This window comes from Pirellulimonas nuda (genome assembly GCF_007750855.1).
Lineage (GTDB): Bacteria > Planctomycetota > Planctomycetia > Pirellulales > Lacipirellulaceae > Pirellulimonas > Pirellulimonas nuda.
The window spans coordinates 6,231,895-6,258,003 of record NZ_CP036291.1 but is presented as its reverse complement, the minus strand read 5'-3'; the positions used below and the strand labels follow the sequence as shown (position 1 = coordinate 6,258,003).

Annotated in this window: 16 protein-coding genes; 5 read left to right on the top strand and 11 right to left on the bottom strand. The window is 69.3% G+C overall.

Annotated features, from left to right (window positions below; genetic code table 11):
- The first annotated feature begins 237 nt into the window (after nt 1-237).
- The 4 genes from Pla175_RS24265 (at nt 238) to Pla175_RS24250 (ending at nt 8,922) form a co-directional block, all read left to right on the top strand.
- Entirely contained in the window at nt 238-1,560 is a 1,323-nt protein-coding gene (locus Pla175_RS24265; RefSeq protein WP_145291666.1) for a DUF1501 domain-containing protein, read from the top strand.
- 194 nt (nt 1,561-1,754) lie between these two features.
- The gene (locus Pla175_RS24260; RefSeq protein WP_197527124.1) at nt 1,755-4,109 is read left to right on the top strand and encodes a PPC domain-containing protein; all 2,355 of its coding nucleotides are present in this window, start codon (nt 1,755-1,757) and stop codon (nt 4,107-4,109) included.
- Complete coding sequence (locus tag Pla175_RS24255) at nt 4,106-6,565, top strand: DUF1549 and DUF1553 domain-containing protein (protein ID WP_145291662.1); 2,460 nt, start codon at nt 4,106-4,108, stop codon at nt 6,563-6,565. The genes Pla175_RS24260 and Pla175_RS24255 overlap by 4 nt, the downstream gene beginning before the upstream one ends.
- A gap of 248 nt (nt 6,566-6,813) precedes the next feature.
- Complete coding sequence (locus Pla175_RS24250) at nt 6,814-8,922, top strand: WD40 domain-containing protein (RefSeq protein ID WP_145291660.1); 2,109 nt, start codon at nt 6,814-6,816, stop codon at nt 8,920-8,922.
- Between the two features lie 61 nt (nt 8,923-8,983).
- Here Pla175_RS24250 and Pla175_RS24245 read toward each other — a convergent pair whose 3' ends face one another.
- The 5 genes from Pla175_RS24245 to Pla175_RS24225 form a co-directional block, all read right to left on the bottom strand.
- Nucleotides 8,984-9,172, bottom strand: coding sequence for a carbon storage regulator (locus Pla175_RS24245; RefSeq protein ID WP_145291658.1), 189 nt, complete (start codon nt 9,170-9,172; stop codon nt 8,984-8,986).
- Between the two features lie 69 nt (nt 9,173-9,241).
- Nucleotides 9,242-9,559, bottom strand: coding sequence for a hypothetical protein (locus tag Pla175_RS24240; RefSeq protein WP_145291656.1), 318 nt, complete (start codon nt 9,557-9,559; stop codon nt 9,242-9,244).
- Nucleotides 9,560-9,798: 239 nt separating this feature from the next.
- Nucleotides 9,799-10,776 (bottom strand): DUF6807 domain-containing protein, encoded by a 978-nt coding sequence (locus Pla175_RS24235; protein WP_197527123.1) that lies wholly within the window; start codon nt 10,774-10,776, stop codon nt 9,799-9,801.
- Nucleotides 10,777-10,959: 183 nt separating this feature from the next.
- Nucleotides 10,960-11,526, bottom strand: coding sequence for a SpoVG family protein (locus tag Pla175_RS24230; protein WP_145291652.1), 567 nt, complete (start codon nt 11,524-11,526; stop codon nt 10,960-10,962).
- Between the two features lie 59 nt (nt 11,527-11,585).
- The gene (locus tag Pla175_RS24225; RefSeq protein ID WP_145291650.1) at nt 11,586-12,497 is read right to left on the bottom strand and encodes a 4-(cytidine 5'-diphospho)-2-C-methyl-D-erythritol kinase; all 912 of its coding nucleotides are present in this window, start codon (nt 12,495-12,497) and stop codon (nt 11,586-11,588) included.
- A gap of 323 nt (nt 12,498-12,820) precedes the next feature.
- Here Pla175_RS24225 and Pla175_RS24220 point away from each other — a divergent pair, with 323 nt between their 5' ends.
- The gene (locus Pla175_RS24220) at nt 12,821-13,789 is read left to right on the top strand and encodes a DUF368 domain-containing protein (RefSeq protein WP_145291648.1); all 969 of its coding nucleotides are present in this window, start codon (nt 12,821-12,823) and stop codon (nt 13,787-13,789) included.
- 100 nt (nt 13,790-13,889) lie between these two features.
- Here the strand turns inward: Pla175_RS24220 and tmk are convergent, their stop codons facing one another.
- The 6 genes from tmk to Pla175_RS24190 all read right to left on the bottom strand — a co-directional run bounded on the left by tmk (nt 13,890) and on the right by Pla175_RS24190 (nt 26,081).
- Nucleotides 13,890-14,510, bottom strand: a complete 621-nt coding sequence (gene tmk, locus Pla175_RS24215) for a dTMP kinase (protein WP_145291646.1) — start codon at nt 14,508-14,510, stop codon at nt 13,890-13,892.
- Between the two features lie 332 nt (nt 14,511-14,842).
- Nucleotides 14,843-17,482: an alpha/beta hydrolase family protein gene (locus Pla175_RS24210; RefSeq protein ID WP_145291644.1), complete on the bottom strand. Its 2,640-nt coding sequence runs from the start codon at nt 17,480-17,482 to the stop codon at nt 14,843-14,845.
- Nucleotides 17,483-17,489: 7 nt separating this feature from the next.
- Nucleotides 17,490-19,268, bottom strand: coding sequence for a M14 family metallopeptidase (locus Pla175_RS24205; protein ID WP_145291642.1), 1,779 nt, complete (start codon nt 19,266-19,268; stop codon nt 17,490-17,492).
- Between the two features lie 134 nt (nt 19,269-19,402).
- Nucleotides 19,403-21,250 carry a M14 family zinc carboxypeptidase gene (locus Pla175_RS24200; RefSeq protein WP_197527122.1) on the bottom strand — a complete coding sequence of 616 codons (1,848 nt, stop codon included), beginning with the start codon at nt 21,248-21,250 and terminating at the stop codon, nt 19,403-19,405.
- A gap of 98 nt (nt 21,251-21,348) precedes the next feature.
- Nucleotides 21,349-22,569, bottom strand: coding sequence for a TIM barrel protein (locus Pla175_RS24195; RefSeq protein ID WP_145291638.1), 1,221 nt, complete (start codon nt 22,567-22,569; stop codon nt 21,349-21,351).
- Nucleotides 22,570-22,742: 173 nt separating this feature from the next.
- Complete coding sequence (locus Pla175_RS24190) at nt 22,743-26,081, bottom strand: error-prone DNA polymerase (protein ID WP_145291636.1); 3,339 nt, start codon at nt 26,079-26,081, stop codon at nt 22,743-22,745.
- Nucleotides 26,082-26,109 lie beyond the last annotated feature (28 nt).

Below are 26,109 nucleotides of genomic sequence, written 5' to 3'. Positions count from 1 at the left end.
AGCCGCCGGGCGACGCCCCGGCGGTGAAGCTAGAATGCGCTGCGCAATTTAGCCACCCCGCAGGAGCGTGGTTTAGCGGCTACCCGCTTCTCTAGCTTGCCCAGGGGCTGCTCTTGCCCCATTGATTCCCCCAGGAGAGGGGGTCCGAGTTCTTTGACTTCTCCCGTCGCTGTTCCTAAGCTCATAGTCGGTTCGACCGGACCAGCCTACTCGCACGACCGATCGGGAGCGACGCAGATGTCTCATCCATTCCGACGTTCAAGCCGCCGCGACTTCCTCGCGGCCGGCGCTCTGGGAGGCGCCGGCTTGCAGTTGGGCGGGCTCAACCTCGCCAGCTTCTTGGCGGCGCGCGAGGCGCGAGGCGCGACCAATCAGTTCGACGCGCTCAAAGCGGTGGCGCAGAGCGTGATCCAGATCGACCTGCCCGGCGGCGTGTCGGTGCAAGAGTCGTGGGACCCCAAGCCCGACGCGCCGATCGAGTACCGAGGCGAGCTCAAGGCGATCGCCACCAAGACCCCCGGCGTGCAGTTCAGTGAGCTGATGCGCAACACCGCGCAGGTGAGCGACAAGATCACCGTCGTGCGGTCGCTCACGCACGGCGAGGCGGCCCACGAACGCGGGCAGCACAACATGATGACCGGCTACCGGCCCAGCCCGGCGCTGCAATACCCCAGCCTGGGGAGCGTGGTCAGCCACGAGTTTGGCCCGCGCAAGAACCTGCCCCCGTACGTGTGCGTTCCGAACGAGCCGAACCCGTACGCCGGCGCCGGCTACCTGAGCTCTGCCTTCGCGGCGTTCAGCGTGGGCGACGACCCGGCACGCGCCGGCTTTCAGGTGCGCGACCTCAACCTGCCGGGCGGCGTCGATCAGGCGCGGCACGAGCGGCGCTTGGCGGCGCTCGAGGCGGTGAACGAATCGTTTGTCACCTCGACCCCGGCCGACAACGTCCAGGCGATGGGCACGTTCTACCAACGCGCGTTCGACCTGATGTCGTCCCCCGCGGCCCGCGAGGCGTTCAACATCGACGCGGAAGATGGCAAGCTCCGCGACCGCTACGGCCGCAACCAAGCCGGGCAGCGGATGCTGCTCGCCCGCCGGTTGGTTGAGGCCGGGGTGCGGTTCGTCACCCTCACCTACGGCGGCTGGGACCACCACACCAGCGTCACCGCCAACATGCAGCGGCTGATGCCCGACTTCGACCGCGCCTACGCCGCGTTGATCAACGACCTCGATGCGCGCGGCCTGCTAGACACCACGCTGGTGCTGGTAACCAGCGAGTTTGGCCGCACCCCGAAGCTCAACGGCGACGGCGGGCGCGACCACTGGGCCAAGGTGTTCAGCGTGGCGCTCGCCGGCGGCGGGATGAAGCGGGGCGCGGTGATCGGCTCCTCCGGTTCCACCGCCACCGAGCCGGAAGACACCCCCGTGACCCCCGAAGACCTGGCGACCACCGTCTTCCATCAGCTCGGCATCCCGGCCTCGAAAGAATTGATGGCCCCGGGGGGTCGTCCGATCGAGATCGTGAAAGACGGCCGGGTGCGGGACGAGCTGCTCGCGTAGACCCCGTCACGCCCTTCAACGAGTTTCCACTCCCCTACTTCCGAGCCTAGAGCACGACGCACGCCGGCTATTGTGAACCTCCGCCACCGCGGCGCACGACGCCCGATGGAGCCACATTGTTCATGCCGCAACCTGCGTCGTGCTCTTTTTCTTTGCCGCCCCCGGGCCGGCCCATCTGCCGGCGGAGCCCTCCTATGAAGCAAGCAAGTCTGTTGAAGCGGTCGATGGCGTCGGCGTTCTGCCTGGTCGGGTGCTGCTGCTTGGCCGCGGACCCGCAGGTGCAACGCGTTGAGCCGCAGGGGGGGCAGCGCGGGGGCTCCGTGGAAGTAACCCTGCGCGGCCCGCGCACCGGGCTCGGGCCGGCGGAGCTGATGTTCGAGACCCCCGGCGTCGCGGTTGAATCGATGGAGCGGAAGGACGACAACACCGTCCTGGTGCGGCTGGCGATCGACGCGGGCGCCCGGCTCGGCCCCCACCCGCTGCGGCTGCGGACCGAGTCGGGACTGAGCAACTTGGTGACCTTTCATGTCGGCGCCTTCCCGGAAGCGGCCGAAGTAGAACCGAACGACACGCCAGACGCCGCGCAACAGATTGAGCTGGGGGCCGTGATCAACGGTGTTGTGAAGCGCGAAGACGCAGACTGCTTCAAGTTCAAGCTGGCCGAGGGCCAGCGGCTCGGCGTCGAGGTCGAGGGGCTGCGGCTGGGCCGCACCTTCTTCGACCCCACGCTCACGCTGCTCGGCCCCGGCGGCGAGGAGGTCGCCCGCTGCGACGACGGCATGGCCACCTACCAGGACCCGCTGCTCTCTTGTGTCGCCCCCGCGGCGGGCGAGTACACGCTGGTGCTCCGCGAGACGGCTTACCGTGGCGACGACAACTGTGTCTACCGGCTCCACGTCGGCGACTTCGCTCGGCCACTGGTTGCGCTCCCCCCCACGGGCCCCGCCGGCAAGCCGGTTGAGGTGAAACTGGTCGGCGGCGTGCAGGGCCCGCAGAAGGCAGAGGTCGAGGCCCCGCAGGCGCGTGCGGAAGGGGTCGGCAACGCCCCGCTCCCAAGCGAAGCCGGCGGGGCGCCAACGGGCGTCGCGATGCGCGTCTGCGACCTGCCGACCGTGGTCGAGATCGAGCCCAACAACAACTCCAAGACCCCCACCCCGGCAGGGGGGCCGTCGGCGCTGTGCGGCGTGATCGGCGAGCCGGGGGACTCCGACTTCTTCTCGTTTGAGATGAAGAAGGACCAGACCTACGACCTGCGTGTCCACGCCCGCGACGTGCGTTCGCCGCTCGACTCGGTGCTGCGGGTGTACGACGCCAAGGGCAAACGCCTGGCGGGCAACGACGACGACGCCCGAAACCCGGACAGCTACCTGCGATTTAAGGCGCCGGCCGACGGCGTGTACCTGGCGCAGATCGACGACCAACTTGGCGCCGGGGGCGAGGCGTATGTCTACTCCATCGAAGCAGCGCCCCCGTCGCCGGTGGCGGAGATCGTGATCGAGGAGCAGCGCCGCTACGTCGCCACCATGATTGAGGTGCCGCAAGAAGGCTGCACGCCGGCCATGCTCACCGTGAGCCGTCGCGACTTCGGCGGCGAGCTGCGGCTGCTGCTCGAAGGCCTGCCGGAAGGAGTCGAGGCCGAGGTCTTCCCGCTGGCCGCGGACTACAACCGCGTGCCGGTGCTGTTCCGCGCTGCGAAAGACGCGCCGCTGGGGGGCTCGTACGCCGAGGTCCGCGCAGAGCTGGCCGACGGCTCGCGTCCGATTAAGAGCAACTTCAAGCAGCAGACCTGGTTCGTGCGGGGCCAGAACAACCGCCCGATGTGGAGCCACTGGTCGGACCGGGCCGCGGTGGCGGTCACCAAGCGGCTGCCGTTCCGCATCCGGCTCGAGCCCCCGAAGGCGCCGCTGGTGCGGAACGGGTGGAAGGACCTGCAGGTCGTGGCCGAGCGCGACGAGGGCTTCGACGCCGCGATCGCCGTGCGGTTGCTCTACAACCCACCGGGGCTCTCCTCGAACCGCTCGCGGTCGATCCGCCAGAAAGAAACCTCTGCGGGGGTCCCCGTCACCGCCAACGGCAACGCCCCCACCAAGACGTGGCGCGTCGCCGTGGAAGGGGAAGCCAATGTCGGCGGACGCGTGATGGTAGCCACCGATTTCGTCGAGCTCGCGGTCGCCGCGCCGCCCGTGGTCGCCAGCAAGGGGCCGGTGCAGCTTGCCCAGGGGCAGACGGCCGTCGTTGGGGTCGATCTTAGCCACGACGCCCCGTTCGAGGGGGTTGGCACGGCGAAGCTTCAAGGCCTTCCGCCGGGCTGCAAGGCCCAGCCTGTCGAGTTCAAGCCGGGCGCCGAACGGATCGAGTTCACGGTCGAGGTCGCCGAGGACGCCAAGCCGGGGCCGCACGGCAACTGCTTTGTCGAGATCAACCTCCCCGAGCAGGGGGAGACGATCGCCTACAACATCGGCTGGTCGGACGTGCGGATCGACCCTGCGCCGCGCAAGAAGCCGACCCAGAACGCTCAGTTGAGCGGCAATCAAGGAGCAAAGGGATGAGGCCAAAAGTAACCCGAGGAAAGAAGCTGCGCTACGGGATCGCTGCGCTGCTCGCGGCCTGCTTGGCGCCGTGCGCGGGGGCCCAAGAGGACGCGGCCGCGTACGTGCGGCTGGACGTCTACCCGCCGCAGGTAACGCTGCACTGGCGTGGTCAGACGCAGCGGCTCGTGGCGGTCGCCACCCGCGCCGACGGCGTTACGCAGGACGTGACCGACGAGGTGGCGTGGGGGTCCGACGCCGAAGGGGTTCAGGTGGAAGGGGGCTTGGTGCGCGCAGCAGGGGCAGGGGCCGCACGCGTGCGGGCCGAACTCGGTGGGCTGTCGGCCGAGCTCGACCTGCAGGCCGCCAGCGACAACGCCGCGCCCCCGACCAGCTTCTGCTGCGACGTGATGCCGGTGCTGACCCGCGCGGGCTGCAACTCGGGGGGGTGCCACGGCTCGTCCCGCGGCAAGGACGGCTTCCGCATGTCTCTGTTCGGGTTCGACCCGGCGGGCGACCACTTCCGGCTAACGCGAGAAGAAGCCACCCGCCGCGTCAACCTGGCGCTGCCCGAGGAGAGCCTGGTGCTGAAGAAGGCGACGGGCGCCGTGCCGCACACCGGGGGCAAGCTGTTCGATCAAGACAGCCAGTACTACCAGGCGCTGCGTGACTGGATCGCGGGGGGCGCCGCCAACGACGTCGCCGACGCGCTGGCCGTTGAGTCGGTCGAGCTGTTCCCGCCACGGATCGTGTTGGAAGGCGCCGGCGCCGAGCAGCGGCTGGTCGCCGTGGCCCACTACTCCGACGGCACGTCGCGCGACGTAACGCCGTTGGCCGTTTTTCAGTCGAACAATGAAGGGTCGGCCGCCATCGCCCCCTCGGGCGTCGTGACCAGCGTCCGCCGCGGCGAGGCCTTCGTGATGGCGCGGTTCGACACGCACACGGTGGGGAGCCAAACGCTGGTGCTGCCGGCCGGCGACCCCTTTGAGCCGAGCGCGGACCCGCCGGCGAACTACATCGACCGCCTGGTGACGGACAAGCTCGACACGCTCCGCGTGAGGCCCAGCGGCGTCGCGGACGACGAGACTTTCCTCCGCCGGGTGACGGTCGACCTGGTCGGCCGGCTGCCGACCCCCGAGGAGCGTGAGGCGTTCCTGGCGGACGAGAGCCCCCAGAAGCGGTCGGACAAGATCGACGCCCTCGTCGAGGCGCCGGCGTTTGCCGACCTGTGGGCCCACCGCTGGGCGGAGCTGCTGCTGGTGCGGACCGAGAACAACCGCGTCGACTACAAGCCGATGTTCCTCTACCACCAGTGGCTCAAGGAGCAGATCGACTCCGGCCGGCCGCTGGACGAGATGATCCACGACCTGCTGGCCGCCTCCGGGAGTTCGTTCGAGAACCCCGCGGTGAACTTCTACCAGGTCGACCCCGACCCCAAGAAGATCGCAGAGAACGTGGCGCAGAGCCTGCTCGGCATCCGGGTGCAGTGCGCGCAGTGCCACAACCACCCGTTCGACCGCTGGACGATGGACGACTACTACGGCTTCACGGCCTACTTCAGCCAGATCGGCCGCAAGACGACGGACGACTACCGCGAGTGGGTGGTGTACAACCGCGGCTCGGGGGACGCCACGAACCCGGTGACCGGCAAGAAGCTTGACCCCAAGCCTCTTGGGGGAGATGCGGCCGAGGTCGGCAAGCGCGACCGCCGCAGCGTGGTGGCGGACTGGGTCACCTCGCCGGAGAACCCGTACTTCGCCACGAGCGTCGCCAACCGGGTGTGGGCGTCGCTGTTCGGCGTCGGCATCGTCGAGCCGGTCGACGACGTCCGCGTCAGCAACCCGCCCAGCAACCCGGAGTTGTTCGAAGCCCTCGGCGCCAAGCTGGTGGAGTATGATTTCGACACCCGGCAACTGGTGCGAGACATCTGCAACTCGCACACCTACCAACGCTCCGGCGAGACCAACGCGTCCAACGCAGAAGACCTGCGCAATTTTTCGCACGCCGTCCCTCGGCGGATGGGCGCCGAGGTGCTGCTGGACTGCGTCTGCCAAGTGACCGAGTCGCCCGAGAAACTCCCCGGCCTGCCGCTGGGCGCCCACGCGGTGCAGGTGGCCGACGGGCGTGCGGGCAACTACTTCCTCACCACCTTCGGCCGGTCGAAGCGAGAAACCGTGTGCGCCTGCGAGTCGCGCTCCGACCCCACGCTGTCGCAGGCGCTGCACCTGCTCAACGGCGGGTCGGTGCACGGCAAGGCCTACGGATCGAAGCTCGCCCCCGACCTGTGGGCCGCCCAGGGCAACGACCCCGCCAAGGTGATCGACGCGTTCTACGTACGCTGCCTCACGCGGCTGCCGACCGAGGCCGAGCGGGCGAAGCTGACCGCGCTCGTGGCGGACTCGAACGACAAGGTTGGGGCGCTCCGCGACGTGCTGTGGGCGCTGCTGAACTCGCGCGAGTTCTTGTTCAACCACTAAACAACGATTTGACTACGGAGCCACCCAGGACACAGAGACAGAGGTGGGGAACGCGAAAAAGCCCTCGCAGAGGCGCGGAGACGCAGAGCAAGCACGGTGAGCTGGCAACAACCCTTGGCGCCGATGGATGCGTGGGTCAGTCCAGTTCAATCCTGGGTATTCTCCGCGTCTCTACGCCTCTGCGAGAGATTCTAGTGACTCCTCTGTTGACTCAGTGCATGCGTGGTTAACCTCCATACCGTAAGCCCATGTTGAAGACATCTATCACTGCCTGTTCGGCGTCGCTCGCTCTCTGCATCGCCTCCCAGGCCGCGGAGCTTCCGGAGAAGGTGACCTTCGACGAGCACGTGGCGCCGATCTTCCGCGAGCACTGCTTCGCCTGCCACAGCCAGGACGGGGCCTCCAGCGACTTGGCGCTCGACACCTACGCCGCGGCGTCGGCCGGCGGCGCCGGGGGCGAGGTGCTGGTGGGGGGCGACGCGGGTTCGTCGCGGCTGTGGAAGCTGGTGAATCACGAAGAGTCGCCCAAGATGCCGCCCGGTGACAAGCTGCCGGACGACCAACTCGCGGTCGTACGCGCTTGGATCGACGGCGGATTGCTGGAGAACAACGGCTCGAAGCCAAAGAAGTCGCAGGGGCCCGGGCTGGGCGCCGTGCAGGCGACCACAGACAACCGCCCCGTGGGCGAGCCGGCGATGCCGCGCGGGTGGTTCCGCGAGCCGGCGGCCGACTACCAGCACGCGCCGGCGATCGGCTCGCTGGCCGCGAGCCCGTGGGCGCCGCTGATCGCCGCCGCGGCGCCCAAGCAGGTGCTGCTGTTCCACTCCGAGACGGGCCAACTGCTGGGCGTGGCGCCCTTCCCGCTGGGCGACCCGCAGACCGTACGCTTCAGCCGTGACGGATCGGTGCTGGTTGTCGGCGGCGGCCGCAGCGCCGCCTCGGGTGCGGTGGCGCTGATCGATGTCGAGACGGGCGTCCGCCTGGGGGTGTACGGCGACGAGCTCGACACGGTGCTGGCCGCCGACCTCAGCCCCGACCGCTCGCTGGTGGCCCTGGGGGGGCCGAAGAAGAAGGTCCGCGTCTACCGCGTGGCCGACGGCGAGCTGGCCTACGAAATCGGCAAGCACACCGACTGGGTGACCGCGCTCGAGTTCAGCCCCGACGGCGCCCTGCTGGCGACCGCCGACCGCGGCGGCGCGGTCGAGTTGTGGCATGCCTCCGAGGGCTACGGCCGCGGCACGCTGGCCGGCCACAAGGGCCCGATCACGTCGCTCTGCTGGCGGAGCGACTCCGCGGTGCTCGCCTCGGCGAGCGAAGACGGCGAGGTGCGGATGTGGTCGCGCGAAGGCAAACCGATCAAGAACTTCGCCGCACACGGCGGTGGGGTGCTGTCCGTAGCGCTCGCGCGGGACGGCGCCCTGGTGACCGCCGGCCGTGACGCCAAAGTCAAAACCTGGGCCGCGGACGGCAAGCCGACCCGCGAGCTGGCCAAGCTGAGCGACATCGCGCTGGCCGCCTGCTTCACGCACGACGGCGCGCGGGTAGCGGTCAGCGACTGGGCCGGCGTCACACGGCTGCTGGCGACGAGCGACGGCGTCACGATCCACCAGCTCGACACCGCGCCCCCCACGCTAGATGAGCGGGTGCGCGAGGCGCTGGAGCGGCTACGCGAGTCGCAGCGGCTCTCCGACGAGGCGTCGCGCCGGCTCGACGAGGCCGAGGCGGGCCTGGCCCGGGGCGAGGCGGCCCACGCCGCGTACTCCGACCGCCTGGCGGCCGCGGAGCTAACGGTCGCAGACGCCAAGCAAGAGGCCGAAGCGGCGGGTAACGACGAAGAATTCGCCAAGCGGTTGGCAACGGCGCTCACTAAGGCCGAGACGCGCCTCGCAACGGCCGAGAACAAACGCCGCGGGCTCCCCGATCTGGCGAAGCTGCAAAGCGAGGTGAAGCGGGCCGCCACGGGCGCCCAGGAACAGAGCGGAGCGCTCGGCGAGCTCGAGGCAGCCGCGCGCAAAGCCGAAAAGGAGCTGGCGACGTTCCAGCTCGCCGCACAGCGGCTTGCCGCCGACGCCCAGCAGGCCGAGCTGGACGCCCAGACCGCGGCCGCCGCGACGGCCGAGGCCGCGGCGCAAGCCGAGCTGCGTTCGAAGGAGGCGGCCGCGGCCGCGGACCTGGCCGGCAAGCTAGCGGCGGCGGCCAAGGCAGCGGGCGACGCCCAGGCCAGGATGGAGGCCCTGCTCAACGAGGCCCGTTCCGCCCAGGAAAAAGCCGAGGCCGAAGCGGCCGAGGCGACACGACGCGCCGAGCTACTGCGCCTCGGCGCCGAGCAGTTCCAAGAGGACCGCTCGGCGCCGTAAGGCATGCTCGATGAGGGGGGGGACGCGACGCTCGCGCGGCTTCTGGCCCCTTAGGGGCCGCTCAAGCGGGGCGGGCCAGCGCGATCTGCTGAGGCCGGTCAAACGGCTTGAGCTCGTCGCGCAGCACCAGCACGTCGCTGGGGGCTTCGATGCCGATCCGCACCTTGTCTCCGCCGAGTTTGACGACGGTAATAACGATCGAGTCTCCGACTCGGATCCGTTCCGATTCTTTGCGTGAGAGAACCAACATGGGACGCCTACCTCCGTGGGGCCGCCTTGGGACTGCTATGCACATGTATACTAGTAGCCCCAGCGGACGTCAAGCCGCACGACGGCGTTCGGCGGCGGGTTTTGCCCGCCCCGGGTCGTGCGAATCGACGGGGAGTTTGGCGAAACGGGCGCCATCTGCTCCGTAGCAGAGCACGGCGTCCGCCTCGATCTCCCAAACAGCGGAGAGTCGAACGTTCCTCGGTCCTTCAAGCCAAAAGTAGTAACCGCACAGGCGGCCCTGTTGCGTGAGGGGCTGCTGGCCGAGCCCGAAGCAGTCGGGCTCTAGGTTCTCCCGGTCGCACAGCGTCCGGTTCACCAACCGTCTCACCTGCTCCAGTGCGTTTGCTTGTTGGGGGTCTGGTCTCATCGCGGACGCCTCCGTAGCGTCCCGCTGGGTGCTATCACCAAGTTGATCGGTTGGGGGGACTGCGGGGCTTCGCAAATCTTCACAATCCTGTTCGCGATTCGTACGCCGGGGGTGCGATTGGAACGCCCATCGGGTATCGGCCGGCGCCGAGCGGCGCGCGCTTACCGGCCGACGCGCCCCGAAAGGAGCGCCCAGCTTCGCTGCGCTGCGCACGTTGAACGAACCGTTGCGGCGGCGCGCTATTCGGCACAGTACGCCTCGAATTGGCTGGCGAGGTCGGCCTCGGCCGCGCCGCCCCGGTGCAGTAACACCCGGTAACGGAACGTCAGCGGCTCTCCCACCGCCGCCGTGACCGTCCCCTGACGGTACCCTTCGATCGGCGGGAAGTCTTTCTCGCCGATCGGGTTCGCCGCGAACAAACCGTACGTGCGCACGTGCCAGCGGGGCCTCGGCCGGTCGTTCGTGGGGTGGCTCATGATAGCAATGCCCGCGAGTTGGCCGTCGACCGGGCCGGAGTAGTCCACCCAACAGGCGCGTTGGCCCCAGCAATCCGCGTCGCGTTGGCCCGAGTCGTTCACGATGGTCCCCCCGAGCCCCGCGTCTTGCCGCATGGAGTCGGCCACCCGCACCGCGAACAAGCCCTCCTTGGTGTCGCCGATCACCAGCGGCTTGCCGACGGGCGAGATCGTGGTCTGGTAGTCGATCCAGCGGCTGTCGTCGTCTGCGCCGAAGCGGTAGGTGGTTTCGTCGGTGCACACAGTCTCGCCGCCAGGGGCGAGCCACCGCCGCCTGCTGCGCAGCACAGCGCCGTCGTCTTCGTTGGCGATCTCCGGCCGGCCGACGTCCACCACCGCCGGCTGGTCAGAGCCTTGCTGCTTCGAGGCGGGCTCTAGCCAGTAGTCGACGCCGTTCATTAGCTGGTGCCCGAACCACAGGCTCTTGTGGTGCACGTGGTCCGCTGTCTCGCCGGGCGCCGCCTTGCGCATCGGAAAGCCGCGGGTCATCTCCTTGCCGGTCGGCCCGAGGATCGGCCAGAGGATCGGCTTGCTGCCCAGGTCGGTGCGGTACTGGGTGAACAGCTCGCCGTCGACGGTGACGCGGGGCCCGTCGTCGGAGGGCTCGATCCGCGGGGCCGCGGCAATGGCCGGCCCGCTCAGGCACGCGGTCAGCAGCAACAAACACAGGCGCGGGGTCCGGGGGCGACGATCGGTCTGCATCGTTCTTCTTCCTGAGCAGGTCAGAGTAGCAGGGCTGCGGGCCCAGGCCGGGCCGCCGCGACCCATCTTAACCGCGATCGGCCCGCCGCAGGAACCAGAACGGCACGGTATTGAGACGGTTGTGCCGGGGGAGCGCGCAGCGCCGCGCCGCGCGTCGTCAGCGCCGCCAGCAGGCCTGGGCCGCTAGTTGTTGTAGAGCCCCGCGCCGAACCCCTCGTCGGGGCCGGCCGTGTCGTGTGGGGCGCCCTGCGGCGGCTGATGGGGGCCCTTGGCGGGCTCGCCGGCGTGCGGCGTGTCGAATCGGCGGTGCTCGATGTGGTGCTCGCCGGAGTCTCCGCCGTCGTAGTCTTCGTACCGCGACACGTAGCCCGGCTCCTTGGCGCGTTCGATCTCTTGATAGTACTCGTCCACCACGGCCTGCTGGATCTGCTCTCGGCAGGCCGCGTTGATCGGGTGGGCGATGTCTGCGTACAGCTTGGCGCGGCCGTCGGCGTCGCGCGTGGCGCGACCCTCGGCCAGCCGCACCCCGCACTGGTTGCAGTAGTTGGCGCGCAGGTGGTTCTTCATGCCGCACTTGCCGCAGTGCGAGGTGAGCTTGCGGCTAGGCATCGCCACGAACGGCCCGCTCGACCCGTCGATGATCTTCAGGTCGCGGACCACGAAGCCGTCGTCGAAGGTGATCGAGCAGAACGCCTTGAGGCGTTCGCCCGGCTCGTCCATGAGTTTGATGCGGACCTCGGTGATTCGCACGGTTCTACTCCCTTAGCCTGTGGGCTTGTCGTCCTTGGATCGCGCTTCGCCGGAGTGTGCTACGTCCGTCGTGCGAGGAGGTGAGTGCTGTGTGTCCAACCAATCCCCTGGGCGCGCAGCAACGCGGCCGCGGCGTGCGCCGAGCGTGCGTTGGGGACGATCGCGAAGCAGGCCGAGCCGCTGCCGGTCATCATGGCCGTCGTCAGCCCAACGCGGCGCATAGCCTCCAGCGTGCGGCCGATCGACGGCGAAAGCCGCTCCGCGGCGTCTTGCAGCGCGTTGTGCAGCGTGGCGCCGACGCGTCGGAGGTCGCCCCGCCACAACGCTTGCAGCAACTCTCGGGCCGAGGGCCCGTCGCTGTCGGGGCGGCAGGCGCGGTACACCTCTGCGGTCGAAAGCCCCGCCCGGGGTTGGACCAGCACGCACCGCGCCGCGGGGGTCGCCACGGGGGCCACGGCTTCGCCGCGTCCGGTGCAGAGCGCCGCGCCGCCGGCGAAGAACACCGGCACGTCGCTGCCGAGCTCGGCGCCGAGCCGGGCGAGCCGGTCGTCGGGGCAATCGATCCCCCACGCGCGGGCGCCCGCCGCCAGCGCCGCGGCGGCGTCGCTCGACCCGCCCCCCAGCCCTGCTTGGCTCGGGATGCGTTTCACCAGCCGCGCCGTAGCCCCGCCGGTTTGGTTGAACTTGGCCCTGAGCAGCTCAAGCGCGCGCACCACTAGGTTCTGGCTGTCGCTGGGGACCCCCGGGACGGGGCGGCCCAACGGGTCGACCACCGACAGCGAGACGCGGTCGCTGGTCGGGTCGGCCGCGATGGTCAGTTCGTCGTACAGGCCGATCGGCGCGATCAGCGTCTCGACCTCGTGGTAGCCGTCGGGGCGTTTACTCAGCACTCGGAGGTGAAGGTTCACCTTCGCGGGCGCTAGCGCCAACCACCCTGTTGCCGTGCGTCGCAAGATCATGCTGTTCGCCATTACGGAAATCGGTCGGCGTTGTCAGGCCGGGCGATTGCGCGCCGTAACTCCTGACAGAGCAAAATCTTATTGCCTGCGGCGCCGTGGGTCAATGTTTTTGCAAGCACGGTTGGCGGGGCGCGAGGGTTGAGGTTGAACGAGCTGCGCCGGGGGCGGGGACGCCCCGGCTCACACGCGGCTCTTGCGATCCGGGGCGTCCCCGCCCCCGGCGCGTGGGAAAACGCCCCACTTTCCGCTGCCCCCCGCTCGACTCGGCCCCGCCCCCAGCGATGAGCTATAGTTAGCGCCCACCCTCCCTCCGTCGCTACAGCACCCAGCCCTCCATGCCACGCGCCGCCGATTTTCTCAACATTTTGCGCGGCCTGCTGATGGGCGCCGCCGACATCGTGCCGGGCGTCTCCGGCGGAACCGTCGCGCTGGTGCTGGGGATCTACCAGCGGCTGGTCACCGCAATCAGCCGGTTCGACCGCGAGGCGGTCCGCCTGGTGTTGAAGGGTCGGCTCGCCGATGCGGCAACGCACGTCGACCTGCGGTTCTTGGCGACGCTGGGGGCGGGGATCGGCATCGGCGTCGTGGGCCTCGCGCGGTTGATGCACTACCTCTTAGAGCACCACCACAACGCTACCTCGGCCGCGTTCTTTGGGCTCATCCTCGGATCGAGCCTGCTGGTGCTGGCGATGGTGCGGCCCGCGACCCACGGCGGCGCCGCGGGGGCGGTGGTGGTTGGCCTTGCCGCGGCCGGCTTCGCCTACTGGCTGGTGGGCCTGGAACGCGTCGAGCCGGCGGCCGGGCTCCCCTACACCTTCTTCTGCGGCGCGATCGCGATCTGCGCCATGATCCTTCCCGGCATCAGCGGCGCCTACATCTTGCTGCTGCTGGGCAAGTACGAACAGATCACCGGCATCCTCAAGGGGCTGCCGCACGGCGAGGCCACTACGGGCGACCTCGCAACGCTCGCCGTCTTCGCCGCGGGCTGCGCCATTGGGCTGGCGCTTTTTAGCCGGGTGATCCGCTGGCTGCTCGCCAACTGCTGGAGCGTAACGATGGCGGCGCTGTGCGGGTTTATGGTCGGCTCGCTGCGGATGGTCTGGCCCTGGCAACGCGACCTGACGCCCGCCGTCGAGGAGCTCAAACAGAAGACGTTCGAGCCGTACTGGCCGACCACGCTCGACGGCGAGTCGCTGCTGTACATCGCGCTGGCGGCCGCGGGGCTGCTGCTGGTGCTCGGCCTGCAGTGGCTGGGCGCCGTGGGACCCGCGCCGGCCCCCCACGAAGGCGAGCCGTCGGCGTAAGCCGCCGGAGCGTCCGCCGCTAGGATTGCCCCGCCGGGCTGCACGCGTCGGGCTGCACGCGCTGCGCGTCATCACTCCACCCCGGCCAAAACTCCGACGGCTAACGCCGACGGCTCGCCATGGAATCGCTGGCGATCTGGCGGATCTGGGCGTGGACTTCTTCGATAGCGCCGGCGGCGCTCACCACGTGCAGCCGGGCGGGGTCGAGGGCCGCTTCGGCGAGGAACCCCACCCTGAGCTTCTCGCGGAACTCGGCGCCCGCTTGTTCCATGCGGTCGCGTTGGCGGTCGATGCGCGCGTCGGCCAGCTCCGGGTCGAGGTCGAGCACGAACACACAGTCGGGCCGGACCCCCGCGATGGCCGCCTCGCCCACCGCGCGGACCGTCTCGACGCCGAGCCCGCCGGCGTACGCCTGGTAGACGATGTTGGCCAGCACGTAGCGGTCGCTCACCACGACGCTGCCGGCTTCGAGCGCCGGGCGGATCACCTGCTCAACCAGCTGCGCCCGGGCGGCCATGTACAAGAACATCTCGGCCCGGCGGTCGATGGGCGTCTCCTCGCCGGAGTGCAGCAGCACCTCGCGCAGCCGTTCGCCCAGCGGGGTGCTGCCCGGGTCGCGGCACTCGACCACGTCGCGCCCCTGGTCGCGGAGCCACTGGCAGAACAGCCGGAGCTGCGTCGATTTCCCGGCGCCGTCAACGCCGTCAAAGGAGAAAAACATGCGGGGCAGTCTAACCGCTCGGCAGCGCGAAAGGAAGAAAACCGCCCAGACGCGGCGACGGACGAACGAAGATTAAACCGCCACGACGCCAAGAGCGCCAAGGACGCGCCAAGACGGACGGAAAGTGGGCTGCATGACGAGAACATCAAGATTCACGGGACTCAATTCTTCAACGAGCGGTAGTGAATCCCCAGCCGGCCCGTCGAACGGATGTATTCTAGAACTTCATCCTGTCGATCCGGCCCAATCCTGTAATCCGGTCAACAGTCTCTCGTCCGTCTTGGCGTCTTGGCGGTTCCCCTCTTTCCGTCGGCTTGAAGAGCGCGGCCAACCTACAGAGCCAAGTCACGCCAGACGATCTCGCTCGGCTCGGCGGACCAGCGGGGGCCGAAGAAGCCCGTGGCGCGGACGTCCTTTTCTCCTTCCACCAGCGTCTTGGGGCCGAACGCCAGCAGGTCGGGGAAGCCGGCGCCGGCGAAGAAGTAGCGCAGCCGGCTCGTGCCCCGCATGCCCTCCAGGTCGGTCCCGCCGATCATGCCCACCAACGCCTTGGCGCTGCCGACGCGGGGCTGAACGGCCAGCACGCTGAGGCCGGCCACCGACTCTTGGCGCCGGGGGCTCAGCCCGAGCCGCATGTAGCCCGCGCGGAGGTCGAAGTCGCGGCTCGGCACCAGCCGGGGCCACGCCTTGTTGGTGTCGCGGTTGCCGTACAGCACCACGTTGCGGTTGCGGTCTTCGAGCCCGGCGAGCTGGGTGTCAGGCACGACTTCTAGCGAGCCGTTGCCGCGGTACCAAAACGTCTCGCTGTCGAGCCGCGCTTTGTTCTGCGCCCAAGCGTTCTCTTGGGGCGTGCCCGCGGTCCCGTACACTAGCAGCGGGTTGCGGTCGAACACGGCCTTGAGGCCGCCGTAGCGCTCGGGGTTCTTCTCGGAGGCGCTGGGGGCGTCTTCGTGTCGCCAGGCGCCGTCGCTCTGGCGGACGAGCCACACCTTGGTTTGGTCGCCGGGCCAAGGGACCACGACCCGCTGGCCGCCGTCGATTGCGATGCCGACCGGCGCGCCGGGGGGGAGGCCCGCCAGGTCGATCCCCAGCGACGCCACGTTCTCTGTGCGGCCCTTGATGAGGCGTTGGTCGACGACGCGCTCCAGCACCACACGGCTCGGCTCGAACTGCTGCTGCTGCATCGCGATGGTGACCCAATCCATCGTGGCGGACGCGCCGGGGTTGATGGTGGTGAAGTCGACCGTCGCGGCGCTGCCCGGCTCGCGGCGGGAGCGGTCTTCGAAGAACCGCATCATCGCGGGCCAGTCGCAGCAGGAGGGGCCCCACCACGCGCCGGCGCCCGCTTGCTCGCGGTAGGCGAAGTCGGTGTGGAACTCGCCGAGCCTGCCGCGCATGTACCGGCTCTGGGCCACGGGGGTGCGGTCGTCCTGCTCGCCGTGCAGCACGTACACGCCCAGCGGGGCGAGGTTGCGCACCAGCCGCAGCGTGTCGCTTGGCGCCGCGGCGCGGGCCAGCATCGCCTGAACGGGGGTAGGGGTCTCGAGGTCGAGGGCGCCGCCGTAGCTCTTGAAGCTGATCCAACCGCCGCTGGGTCCGACCGCGGCGAACCGGCCGGGCTGGCTCGCCGCCAGGTGCCAGGCGCCGTGCCCGCCGACCCCATGGCCGGTGAGGTAGACGCGCCGCGGGTCGAACTCAAAACGCTGCTGGGCGTCGGCCAGGGCTTCGACCGCCGAACGCGCGCCCCAGTCTTCCCAGTCGAAGCCGTAGGGGCGGCGGTTCTCTGGGCAGACGACGCTGGCCCAGGGCTTGGCCTGGTAGTTTTCTAGGAACTCATCGCAGGGGACGCCCAGCCCGTGCAGGGCGACGATAGCGCCCGCCTCGCCGGCCTGGTTGGGCGCGGAGGTGGCGGGGCTCACGGCGTAGCGCTGCACGCTGTTGTCGATCTCGCTGCGGAAGGTGCGGACCTGCGGGCCCCCCGCCGCGGCGTGCTCGACGCTCACCCACGACTCGGCCAGCGATTTCGAGGGTTCGTCCTCCCGGGCCTTCGTACGCACCAGCACGCGGATGCGGGTGGGCTCGTACTTCCACGGGTCGGGGGTCAGCTCGACGGGCGCCTTGAATACCGACAGGGGCTCGATCCGCGGCAGCGTCGCCACGCTGACCCCACCGCCGGGTGTTTCGCAAACAATCTCGGCCCCCACCAGTGGCGCGGTGGTGGCGTTCACTACCGGCACGGCGGCCAGCAGCGGTTGCGCCTCGCCCTCTACTAGGTCGGGTAGCGTCGCGTCTTCGGGGATCAAGAAGCAGTCGCTGGGGGGCGCGACCAGCTTCGCTCGGAACCCCGGCGCCGCGACGTGGAACAGCAGCTCGTTCTGGCCCTGCTCGAGCTCGATCGGCAGCCGCAACCAGCCCAGCGCGTAGGGATCGCCCGTACGCCACTCGCCGTTGACACAAACAGCGGCGTGGCCGGTTGCTTCGAGGATCACCAAGCGGCGCTGGGGCGACTCGACCGACGCCAGCGCGTAGCCCCCCGGCGCCGCGGGGTCGACCAGCCCGGTCTTGCCGCTGATGCGCACGGGGCGCCACTGACGCTCAGCGCCGAACGTGTCGGTCACCTTGTCGCCCGCCTTGGGGGTCTGCCAGGCGCCCGTGGCGATCGCGGCCTCAACCGGGTCACGGTGGAGCGCCGCCCGCGCGTAGTCTCCCACCTTGGGGAGCAGCAGCACGTCTTCGATGACGACGGGCCCTGGCGGCGGGACGGCCGCTGCGGGCGGGTCCACTGCTGTTTTGGGCGCGTCGGCTTCTGACGCGTCGGCATGGGGCGGGTCTGACGCGGCATTCTCGGCCGGGATCGCGTCGGACATTGCGACCTTCGGCGGGCCAGCCTCGGGGGGCGGATCGTCCCCCCGCGCGGGGCCGGCGATCGCTACCGCCACCGCCAGCGCGATCCCGAGCGCTGTTTGCGTCATGCTTCGGTTAGCTTGCATCCGTCGCCCCATCGCTCTCCGCGGTCGCGACGCCACCTTTGGTCGAACGCACGGTGACGGTGATTTCTCCTTCGCCCTCGACCAGCCAGCGGACATAAACCGGTTGGCGCGAGCCGACGCGATCGATGCGTACGTTGGCTGGGTCGCGGCGGACGGACGCGGCGTCTTCGAAGTAGGGGGAATCACTGGTCATCGCGGTGATCACGGTCAACCCTTGGCCACGCAACTCAGCGCGGTCGTCGGGGGTGATCTTGTTCGCCAGGTCGTGCCGCGAGCGGGTCGGGGTGAGCTTGTTGTTGACGATCGTGGCGGTCACCTGCCGCAGACCCCCGGCAAGCAGCCCCCCGGGCAGGGGCTCGACGCTCAGCGCGTCGACCTGCACCAGGGCCATCTCGTCTGCGTGGAACAGGGTGAAGGCCATGTTGCGGTGGCACTCTTCTTCCAGCAGGAACGACGGCGGCTGCCGGCCCCAGGTCTTCTTCTGGCCGCCGACCTCGATCTTGCCGTACTGGGGGTGATCGACCTCGTGCCAGGGCACGAAGCCGTCGCCCAGGAGCAGCAGCTTGTCGAAGCGGTGCTGGTCCGTGGGGCTGCCGAACCAGTTCCCCGCGGCCGGCTTCTCGCGGAACATGTTGAACGGGGTGTTCAGCTCGTTGGTGAAGGCGAAGATCCCCTGCATGCCGTACAGCCAATCGGTCTCGCCCCCCCATACCTCGTACAGCTCTTCGGCGGTGTTGATGTAGCGGTACCCGGGGAGCATCTGCGTCCCCTTCTCGGCGAGCCGGTCGTACACGGCGATGTCTTCGCCGGGCCAGCGGTCGCTCTTCGACCCCGGCCCGCGGAGGATCATGCCGCCCGTGTTGTGGTAGCTCTGGGCGCCGCCGATGTGGGGGTGGGCCGCGATGAAGTCGGCGACGGCGCGGTTCTCCGGCAGGCTGAACGGGTAGCGGTGGGCGCCGCGTTGCACGTAATCGGGCTGCCACTGCCAGGCCCAGTCGCGGTTGGGGTCGTAGTGCCCGTCGCCGTCTTCGTTGACCAGCCCGTCGCCGTCGTTGTCGATCCCTTCTGCGTCGAGCATCCGGTACGAGCCCGCCTCGTCCGGCTTGGCGCGGACCATCAACTGGGGGAAGTCCGGGTCGGGCTTCCAGCGGCCGTTGGGGTCGGCCACACGCATCTGCGTGATGTGGCCGTCGCCGTCGAGGTCGTCGGCCGGGTCTTCGTTCACCAGCCCGTCGCGGTCGTTGTCGATCGGCGCCTGCCCGCTGCGGGGGGAGTGGGTGGTGTTGGGGTTCTCCATGTGGGCGGCGCGCGAGTCGGGGCTCATCATCGGCATCAGGTAGAAGACCCGCTCGCTGAGCAGGCGGTCGACCATCGCGTTGCGGCCGCGCGACTCGCACAGAAACCAAGCGGTGTACAGCACCACGTCGACCGCCTGGACCTCGTTGGCGTGGATGCCGCCGTCGATCCAGAACGCGGGCCGCTCGGCCTCCGTCTCTGGCGCGCCCGCCTGGTCGGTGATCGTCAGCACCCACAGCTCGCGCCCCTGGTGCGACTTGCCAACGCTCTGCAGCCGGCAGACCTCCGGGTGCGCCGCGGCAAGCTGCTTGAGCAGCCCGGTGGCCTCGTCGTAGCTGCGGTAGAAGTTCCACTGAGCAGAGACTTGCGGGTCGACCGGCGCCCCCAGCGGTTGGTAGGGGGCCGCGCCGCAGGCGAGCGGAAAGAACGCCAGCGCGGCGAGGTGGAACGCGTTGCGGAGCTGCAGGATCATGGCGTCATGCGGTCGCTGGTTGCGACTACGGTTTGCGTTGTGGGGCCGGCAGCGTCAGCAACCGGACGTTTTTCGCCGTTTCGAACTTCGGACGCCCGGTTGCTGAGACGGGGCGCTCGCGTTGGTGGTGCTCGCTACTTCTCCGTTGCGGCGTCGCAGTCCTGCTCGACAAACCCGACCGAGGGCTCGCCGCACTTCAGGTGGAAGCGCGCCGCGTCGCCGTCGGAGATCCGCACCAGCCAGGTGTGTTCGGCCGAGGCGCCCGCGCCGAGCCGCGCCACACGCTGCCGCAGCGGACCGGCCAGCACCTGCGTCCCTTCGGGCCCGGTCAGCTCGACCTGCAGCCGCTGCAGCTTGCCGGAGGTCTCCCCCATCTGCGAAACGGTCGGCAGCAGCCCGTCGTTCAGCACCTTGGTCGTGATACGGCAGACGCCGGCGCCCAGTTCTTCGACCCGCGTGTCGACCAGCTTGAGCCGCGGCCGCATGGCGAGCACTTCGCCAAGAAACTTGGCGTGGGCGTCCGCCAGCGCGTCGAGCGAGTCGAACTCCGGGGCGACCGCGTAGGGCTTTACCCCCCCCACCTCGACTGCCTTGCCGGGGAAATCGGGGTGGTCCACCTTGGTCCAGGCGGCGAACGCCTCGGCGTCGTGCTCGTCGAGCCACTTAAGCTCGAAGCGCTCGGGCTCTAGCCGCTTGTCTTCCGGTTCTTTCTTGGAGCCGGTTGCGGAGGACTGTGGCTTCTTGTCCGTGTTCTCTCCGGTCTTTTCCTCGGCGCCGGTCTTTTCCTTGGCGTCGGGCTTTTCCTCGGCGTCGGGCCCTTTGTCGGCGCCCTTGTCGTCTTCTTTGTCGGGATCGGGATTGGGGTCGGCGTCGCTGTCGCCGTTGCTCTTGTCCTCTCCTTCCGGCCCCTTCGAGGCCTGATCGTCCTTGGATGCTTTCAAGCAATCGATCCACCACCCCGGCGTCGCCAACGTCCAACGTCCGTAGTGGTAGTACGCCCAACCGGTGAACGAGCCGTCCAGCTTGGCCGAGCTCGGCGCGTGCTTCTTGTCGAAGCCTTCCAAGAACTTCTTAGAGAGCGCCTCGTAGGCGTCGGCGTCCGGCTTGGGGGGCGTCCGCTTGATCCGCTCGTTGCCCGACCCCGCTTTCCAGGGGCTCGTGAGGTTGTCCTGCGGCCCCAGCGTTACCACCAAGAAGATGTTGGGGTGGTCAAAGGCGAAGTCGGCCACCGCGCGGCTCTCCGGCTCGCTCACCTGGTTCGGGCCGGCGCCGGCCGTGAAGTAGGGGTACTCGAACGTAAAGTTGCGGTTCAGGTCGACCCCGCCGGCGGGGTCTTCGTTCCACAGCTCGTCGTGGTCGTTGTCGATCCCTTCGCTCAGCAGCCGGTAGGCGCCACGCTCGCCGCGGGCCGGGTCGGCCTTGACCATCAGCCGGGGCTCGGCGGGGAGGGGCAGGTACTCGCCGGCGGGGTCGGCGACGCGCATCTGGGTGATGGCGCCGTCGGCGTTCAGGTCTTCCGAGGGGTCTTCGTCCACGGCGCCGTCGCGGTCGTCGTCGGTCGGACGGGTGTTGGTCGAGCGCTGCGCGTCGAGCTTGCCGAGGCGGCTCTGCGTGGCGTCCGGCGAGGGGTAGGGGATCACGTAGAACGTGACCGAGTCGTCTTGGGCGACCACGCCGTCGAGGCGTTTGACCAGCCGCAGCGCCAGCTCGCTCTGGTAAAGCAGGTCTCCCTGCGGGGCCACCACCAGCACGCCGGGGCGGCTGTCGGCCTGCGGCCCGCCGACCGTGAGCGCCAGCACGGGCTGCCCCTGGGCGGTGCGGCCGATCTCGGCGACCTTCACCCGCTCGCCGGCCAGGGCGCGGCAGGCCGCCTCGGGGTCGGCGCAGTTGGCGACGTATTCAAGCGGCGGCAGCGCGGCGGCCGCTAGCGGCAACGCCAGCAGCGACGCGCCGACCATCAAGAGGGCCGGGAGTGACGGCATGTGAGCGAGTGTAGGGGTTGGGCAGGTTGTGCGGCTTTGCCTCAGGATAGTTGCCCAGGCCCGCCGCGTCATGTGCCCGCCACGCGTGGCAAGCTAGCTCAAGCGTAGCTCGCCCCTTGTGTGATCCCCAATTCCTTTCGCCGCCGGGTGCGGTCTTTGGCCGCCTGCTCCGCATAACCGCTCTCGCGGTGCGCCGCCAGCGGGCACGCCGCGAGGCCTCGGCCCTTGCGCCACGCCTCGAGCGCCGGCGTTACATCCGTGCGGAACGCCCGCCGCAGCTCTTCTTCGGCGTCCACGATGCGTCCCGCGGCCTGATGCCCGGCCAGCCGGTCGCGGTCCACCAACGCCGCCTTGGCGTACAGTTCCTGCGCCATCGTGACGGTCTGGATCATCGCTTCGATTTTTGGCTTGAGGTTGTGCGACTGGTCGACCATGTAGGCGATCTCTGGGTATGCGTTCTCGGCAGATGGGCCCCCGTGGTCGTGGGCGTACGCGTGGATCTCGTTGAAGATGCGGAACACCTGGTAGGGGTCGATCGAGCCGAGCGTGAGGTCGTCGTCTGCGTAGCGGCGGTCGTTGAAGTGGAAGCCCCCCAGCATCCGCTCGTCCAGCAGCCACGCAACGATCTGCTCGATGTTCTGCGCCAAGTAGTGATGCCCGGTGTCGACCAGCACCCGCGCACGGCTCCCCGCCTTCTTCGCCAGCAGGTAGGCCATCCCCCAGTCGGCTACGTCGGTGTGGTAGAACGCCGGCTCGAACGGCTTGTACTCCACCAGCAGCATCTGGTCCTCAGAGAGCGCGCCGTGGCACTCGGTCAGCAGCTTCTCGAACCGCTGCTTGCGGGCGCGGATGCTGTCCTGCCCGGGGTAGTTGGTGCCGTCCGCGAACCACAGCGACACGAGGTTGCTGCCGACCTGCTGGCCGATGCGGACCGAATCGACACAGTGCTCCAGGGCGGCCTCGCGCGCCTCTGGGTCGGGCGACCCAAAAGACCCCAGCTTGTACTGCTGGTCCTGGAACAGGTTGGGGTTGATCGAGCCGACGCGCACGCCGTGCTGCTCGGCCGCCTCGGCGACCGCCGCCGGGGGCGAGGCGTCGCTGAAGTCCCACAGCACGTGCACCGCGACGCTCGGGCAGCACCCGGTGAGCCGATGCACATGCCCCGCGTCGGCCAGCTTGTCCGCCGTGTCGATCGCCGCGGCCTCCTGAAAGAACTTCCCGAACCGGGTGCCGGTGTCGGCGTAGCCCCAACTGGGGGTCTCGATCTCAAAATGGTCGAGGGCGCGGACGGCTTGTTCGAGGAGCTGGTCGTTGAGCATTGCTGGTCACCGGGACAAGAGATGGAAGCCCGCACGCTAGCGTGCCTGAGATTCGAGTGTCAAGAATGGGACGCGGATGGTCGCGGATGAAACGGATTGCCGGCAGATCGTGAATGTTTTTTCATCCGTGTTGATCCTTTTGATCCGCGACCATCCGTGTCCCATTCGTCGGCCTAGCGGAAGTCACGCGACTTCGTCTCACAACTCGCCAGCCCATCGGCCAGCGGGGTGAGCTTCTGGACCACGACGTGGATGATCCCCTCGGCCGATTGCAGTTCGCCGTGCACGATCCAGGCGCCGGCGCGCCGCGCCGTGCGGTAGTAGCGCTCCCACGTGCGTGGGTGGAGCACCAGGTTCATCACCCCCGTCTCGTCTTCCAGCGTGACGAAAGTGATCCCCTTGGCGGTCGCGGGGCGTTGGCGCATCAACACCAGCCCGGCGACCGCCACACGCAGGCCGTTCGGCAGCGCCTTGAGCCCCGCCGCGGTGGTGACGCCGAGCCCCGTGAGCGCGTCGCGGTGGAATGACACCGGGTGGGCCCGCAGCGACAGGGCCGTGGCGCGGTAGTCGGCCGCCACCTCCTCGTCGGCGCCCATCACCGGCAGCAGCTCGGGGAGCGCCTCGTCCTCGGCGGGCAGCGCGTCGAACAGCGGCTGCGGCGCGGCGCCGCGCTCCTCGGCCAGCGCCTGCCAGAGCGCCTCGCGGCGGTTGACCTCGAGCGAGCCAAACGCATCGGCCCCGGCGAGCCGCGCGATCACGGCCTGCCCCAACCCGGTGCGGCGGCTGAAGTCGTCGATGGAAGTGAAGGGCCCGGCGCCGCGGGCGAGCACAATTGCTTCGGCGTCGTCCTCACGCAGCCCCGAGATCATGCGTAGGCCCAGACGGAGCATCCAAGTGCGGCCGCAGGCCGCGCGTAGTCCCCCTCCCCCTTCAGGGGGAGGGGCTAGGGGAGGGGGCGCCCCGGGTACAAAGTCCGCTTCCGATGCACCACGTGTGCCCGCTCCGCCCCCTCCCCAACCCTCCCCCTGCCGGGGAGGGAGTACGGTTCGCTCGCCCCTCACCCCTCGCCCCCCCTCCAGCGTGCAATCCCACGCACTCCGATTCACGTCCACCCCCAGCACCTCAACGCCGTGCTCGCGTGCGTCGCGCACCAGTTGCGCCGGCGCGTAAAAGCCCAGCGGCTGGCTGTTGACCATCGCCGCGCAGAACGCGGCCGGGTAGTAGTGCTTGAGCCACGCCGACACGTACACCAAGAGCGCAAAGCTGGCCGCGTGCGACTCGGGGAAGCCGTACTCGCCGAAGCCGCGGATCTGTTGGTAGACGCGCAGGGCGAACTCTTCGCTCAAGCCAGTCGCAAGCATTCCATCGAGCAGCTTCTTGCGGAACGCGTCGATCACGCCGGGCCGGCGCCAGGCGGCCATCGCGCGGCGGAGCTGGTCCGCCTCGCCCGGCGTGAAGCCGGCCGCCACTACGGCCAGCTTCATCGCCTGCTCTTGGAAGATCGGCACGCCGAGCGTCTTGTGCAGCACCTGGCGGATGGCGTCGTTGGGGTAAACCACGTCCTCGAGCTTCTGCCGGCGCCGCAGGTAGGGGTGCACCATCTGCCCCTGGATCGGCCCCGGGCGGACGATCGCTACCTCGATCACTAGGTCGTAGAACGTGCGGGGTTTGAGCCGAGGCAGCATCGTCATCTGCGCGCGGCTCTCGATCTGGAACACCCCCAGCGTGTCGGCCCGGCAGATCATGTCGTACACGGCCGGGTCTTCTTGCGGCACGCTGGCCAGCGTCAGCGGCCGGGCCTCGTGCTGCTCGATCAGGTCAAAGCACTTGTGGATCGCGGTCAGCATCCCCAGGCACAGGCAGTCCACCTTGAGGATCCCCAGTTCGTCCAGGTCGTCCTTGTCCCACGGGATGACGGTGCGGTCTTCCATCGCGGCGTTCTCGATGGGCGCCAGCTCGCACAGCGGCCCCTGCGTGATGATCATCCCGCCGACGTGCTGTGACAGGTGCCGGGGAAAGCCGATCATCTCCGTGACCACATAGATCAGCCGCTTGCCGAGCGGCGACCCGGGGTCGATGCCGACTTCGGCGCAGCGCTGCGCCAGCTTGGGCTCTTCGCGGTAGCCCTCGAGCTGCTTGGCGAGCGCGTCGACCCGGTCGGGCGACAGGCCCAGCGCCTTGCCGACGTCGCGCACCACCGACCGTGCGCAGTAGGTAATGACCGTGGCGGCCAGCCCCGCGCGGTCGCGCCCGTACTTTTGGTAGAGGTACTGCAGCACCTCCTCGCGGCGTTCGTGCTCAAAATCGACGTCGATGTCGGGCGCCTCGCCCCGCTCCTTGCTGACGAAGCGTTCGAACAACAGGTCGCTGGTCGCGGGGTCGACCGACGTCACGCCCAGCGCGTAACAGACCGCCGAGTTGGCGGCCGAGCCGCGGCCCTGGCAGAGGATGTTGCGGCTGCGGGCGTAGCGCACCAGGTCCCACACGGTGAGGAAGTACGCCTCGTAGCGCAGCTCGCGGATCAGGGTCAGCTCGTGCTCGATCTGCTGGCGGACTTTCGGCGGGACCCCGTCTGGGTAACGCTGCGCGGCGCCCTGCCAGGTGAGCTTGGTGAGGAACTCGATCGGCGTGAGCCCGTCGGGCGCCAGCTCGGTGGGGTACTCGAACCGCAGCTCGTCGAGTGAGAAATGGCAGCGATCGGCGACTTCGACCGTGCGTGCGACCGCGTCGGGCGCCGGGGCGAACAGCGCCGCGATTTCTTCAACGGGTCGCAGGTGCCGCTGAGCATTCGCAAAACTCGGTCCGCCGTCGACGCCAGCCACGGTGGCGCCGGTGCGGATGGCGGTCAGCACGTCGTGCACGACGTGGCGCTCGGGCGCGTGGTAATGCACGTCTCCCGCGGCCAGCAGCGGCAGCCCGGTGCGCCGCGCCAGTGCTTGAAGCGAGGCCAGCTTGCCGCGGTCGTCGCCGTCGCGCAGCAGCTCCGCCAGCAGGTAGGCGCGGTCGCCGAACAACTCGCGGTAACGCGCGAGTGCTCCCTCCCCCATGGGGAGGGGGTGTGGCGGAGGTGACGGTTGGTTCTGGGGCGGGCGTTTGCTGCGGGGCGCCCCCTCCCCTAGCCCCTCCCCCTGAAGGGGGAGGGGGATTACTCCTGCGAGTAGGCCTTCCGAATACTCGGCGATGTCCGCGAACCGCAGCTCGCACTCCCCCTTGGGCGCCCGCCGGCGGCCGATGGTCAGCAGCCGGCAGAGCCGGCCGTAGGCGGCGCGGTCGGTGGCCCACAGCACCACCGGCGGCGCGTCGCGGGGGGTCACCTCGGCGCCTACCAGCAGCTTGAGCCCCAGGTCCTTGGCCGCGCCGTGGGCGCGGACGATCCCCGCCAGGCTGTTGCGGTCGGTCACCGCCAGCGCCGCGTAGCCCAGCTCCGCGGCACGCGCGGCCAGCTCCGAGGCGTGCGACGCCCCCTCGAGGAAGGAGAAGTTCGTCTTGCAGTGGAGCTCGGCGTACGGCATACGGCACAAAAGTCAGAACCAAAGATGC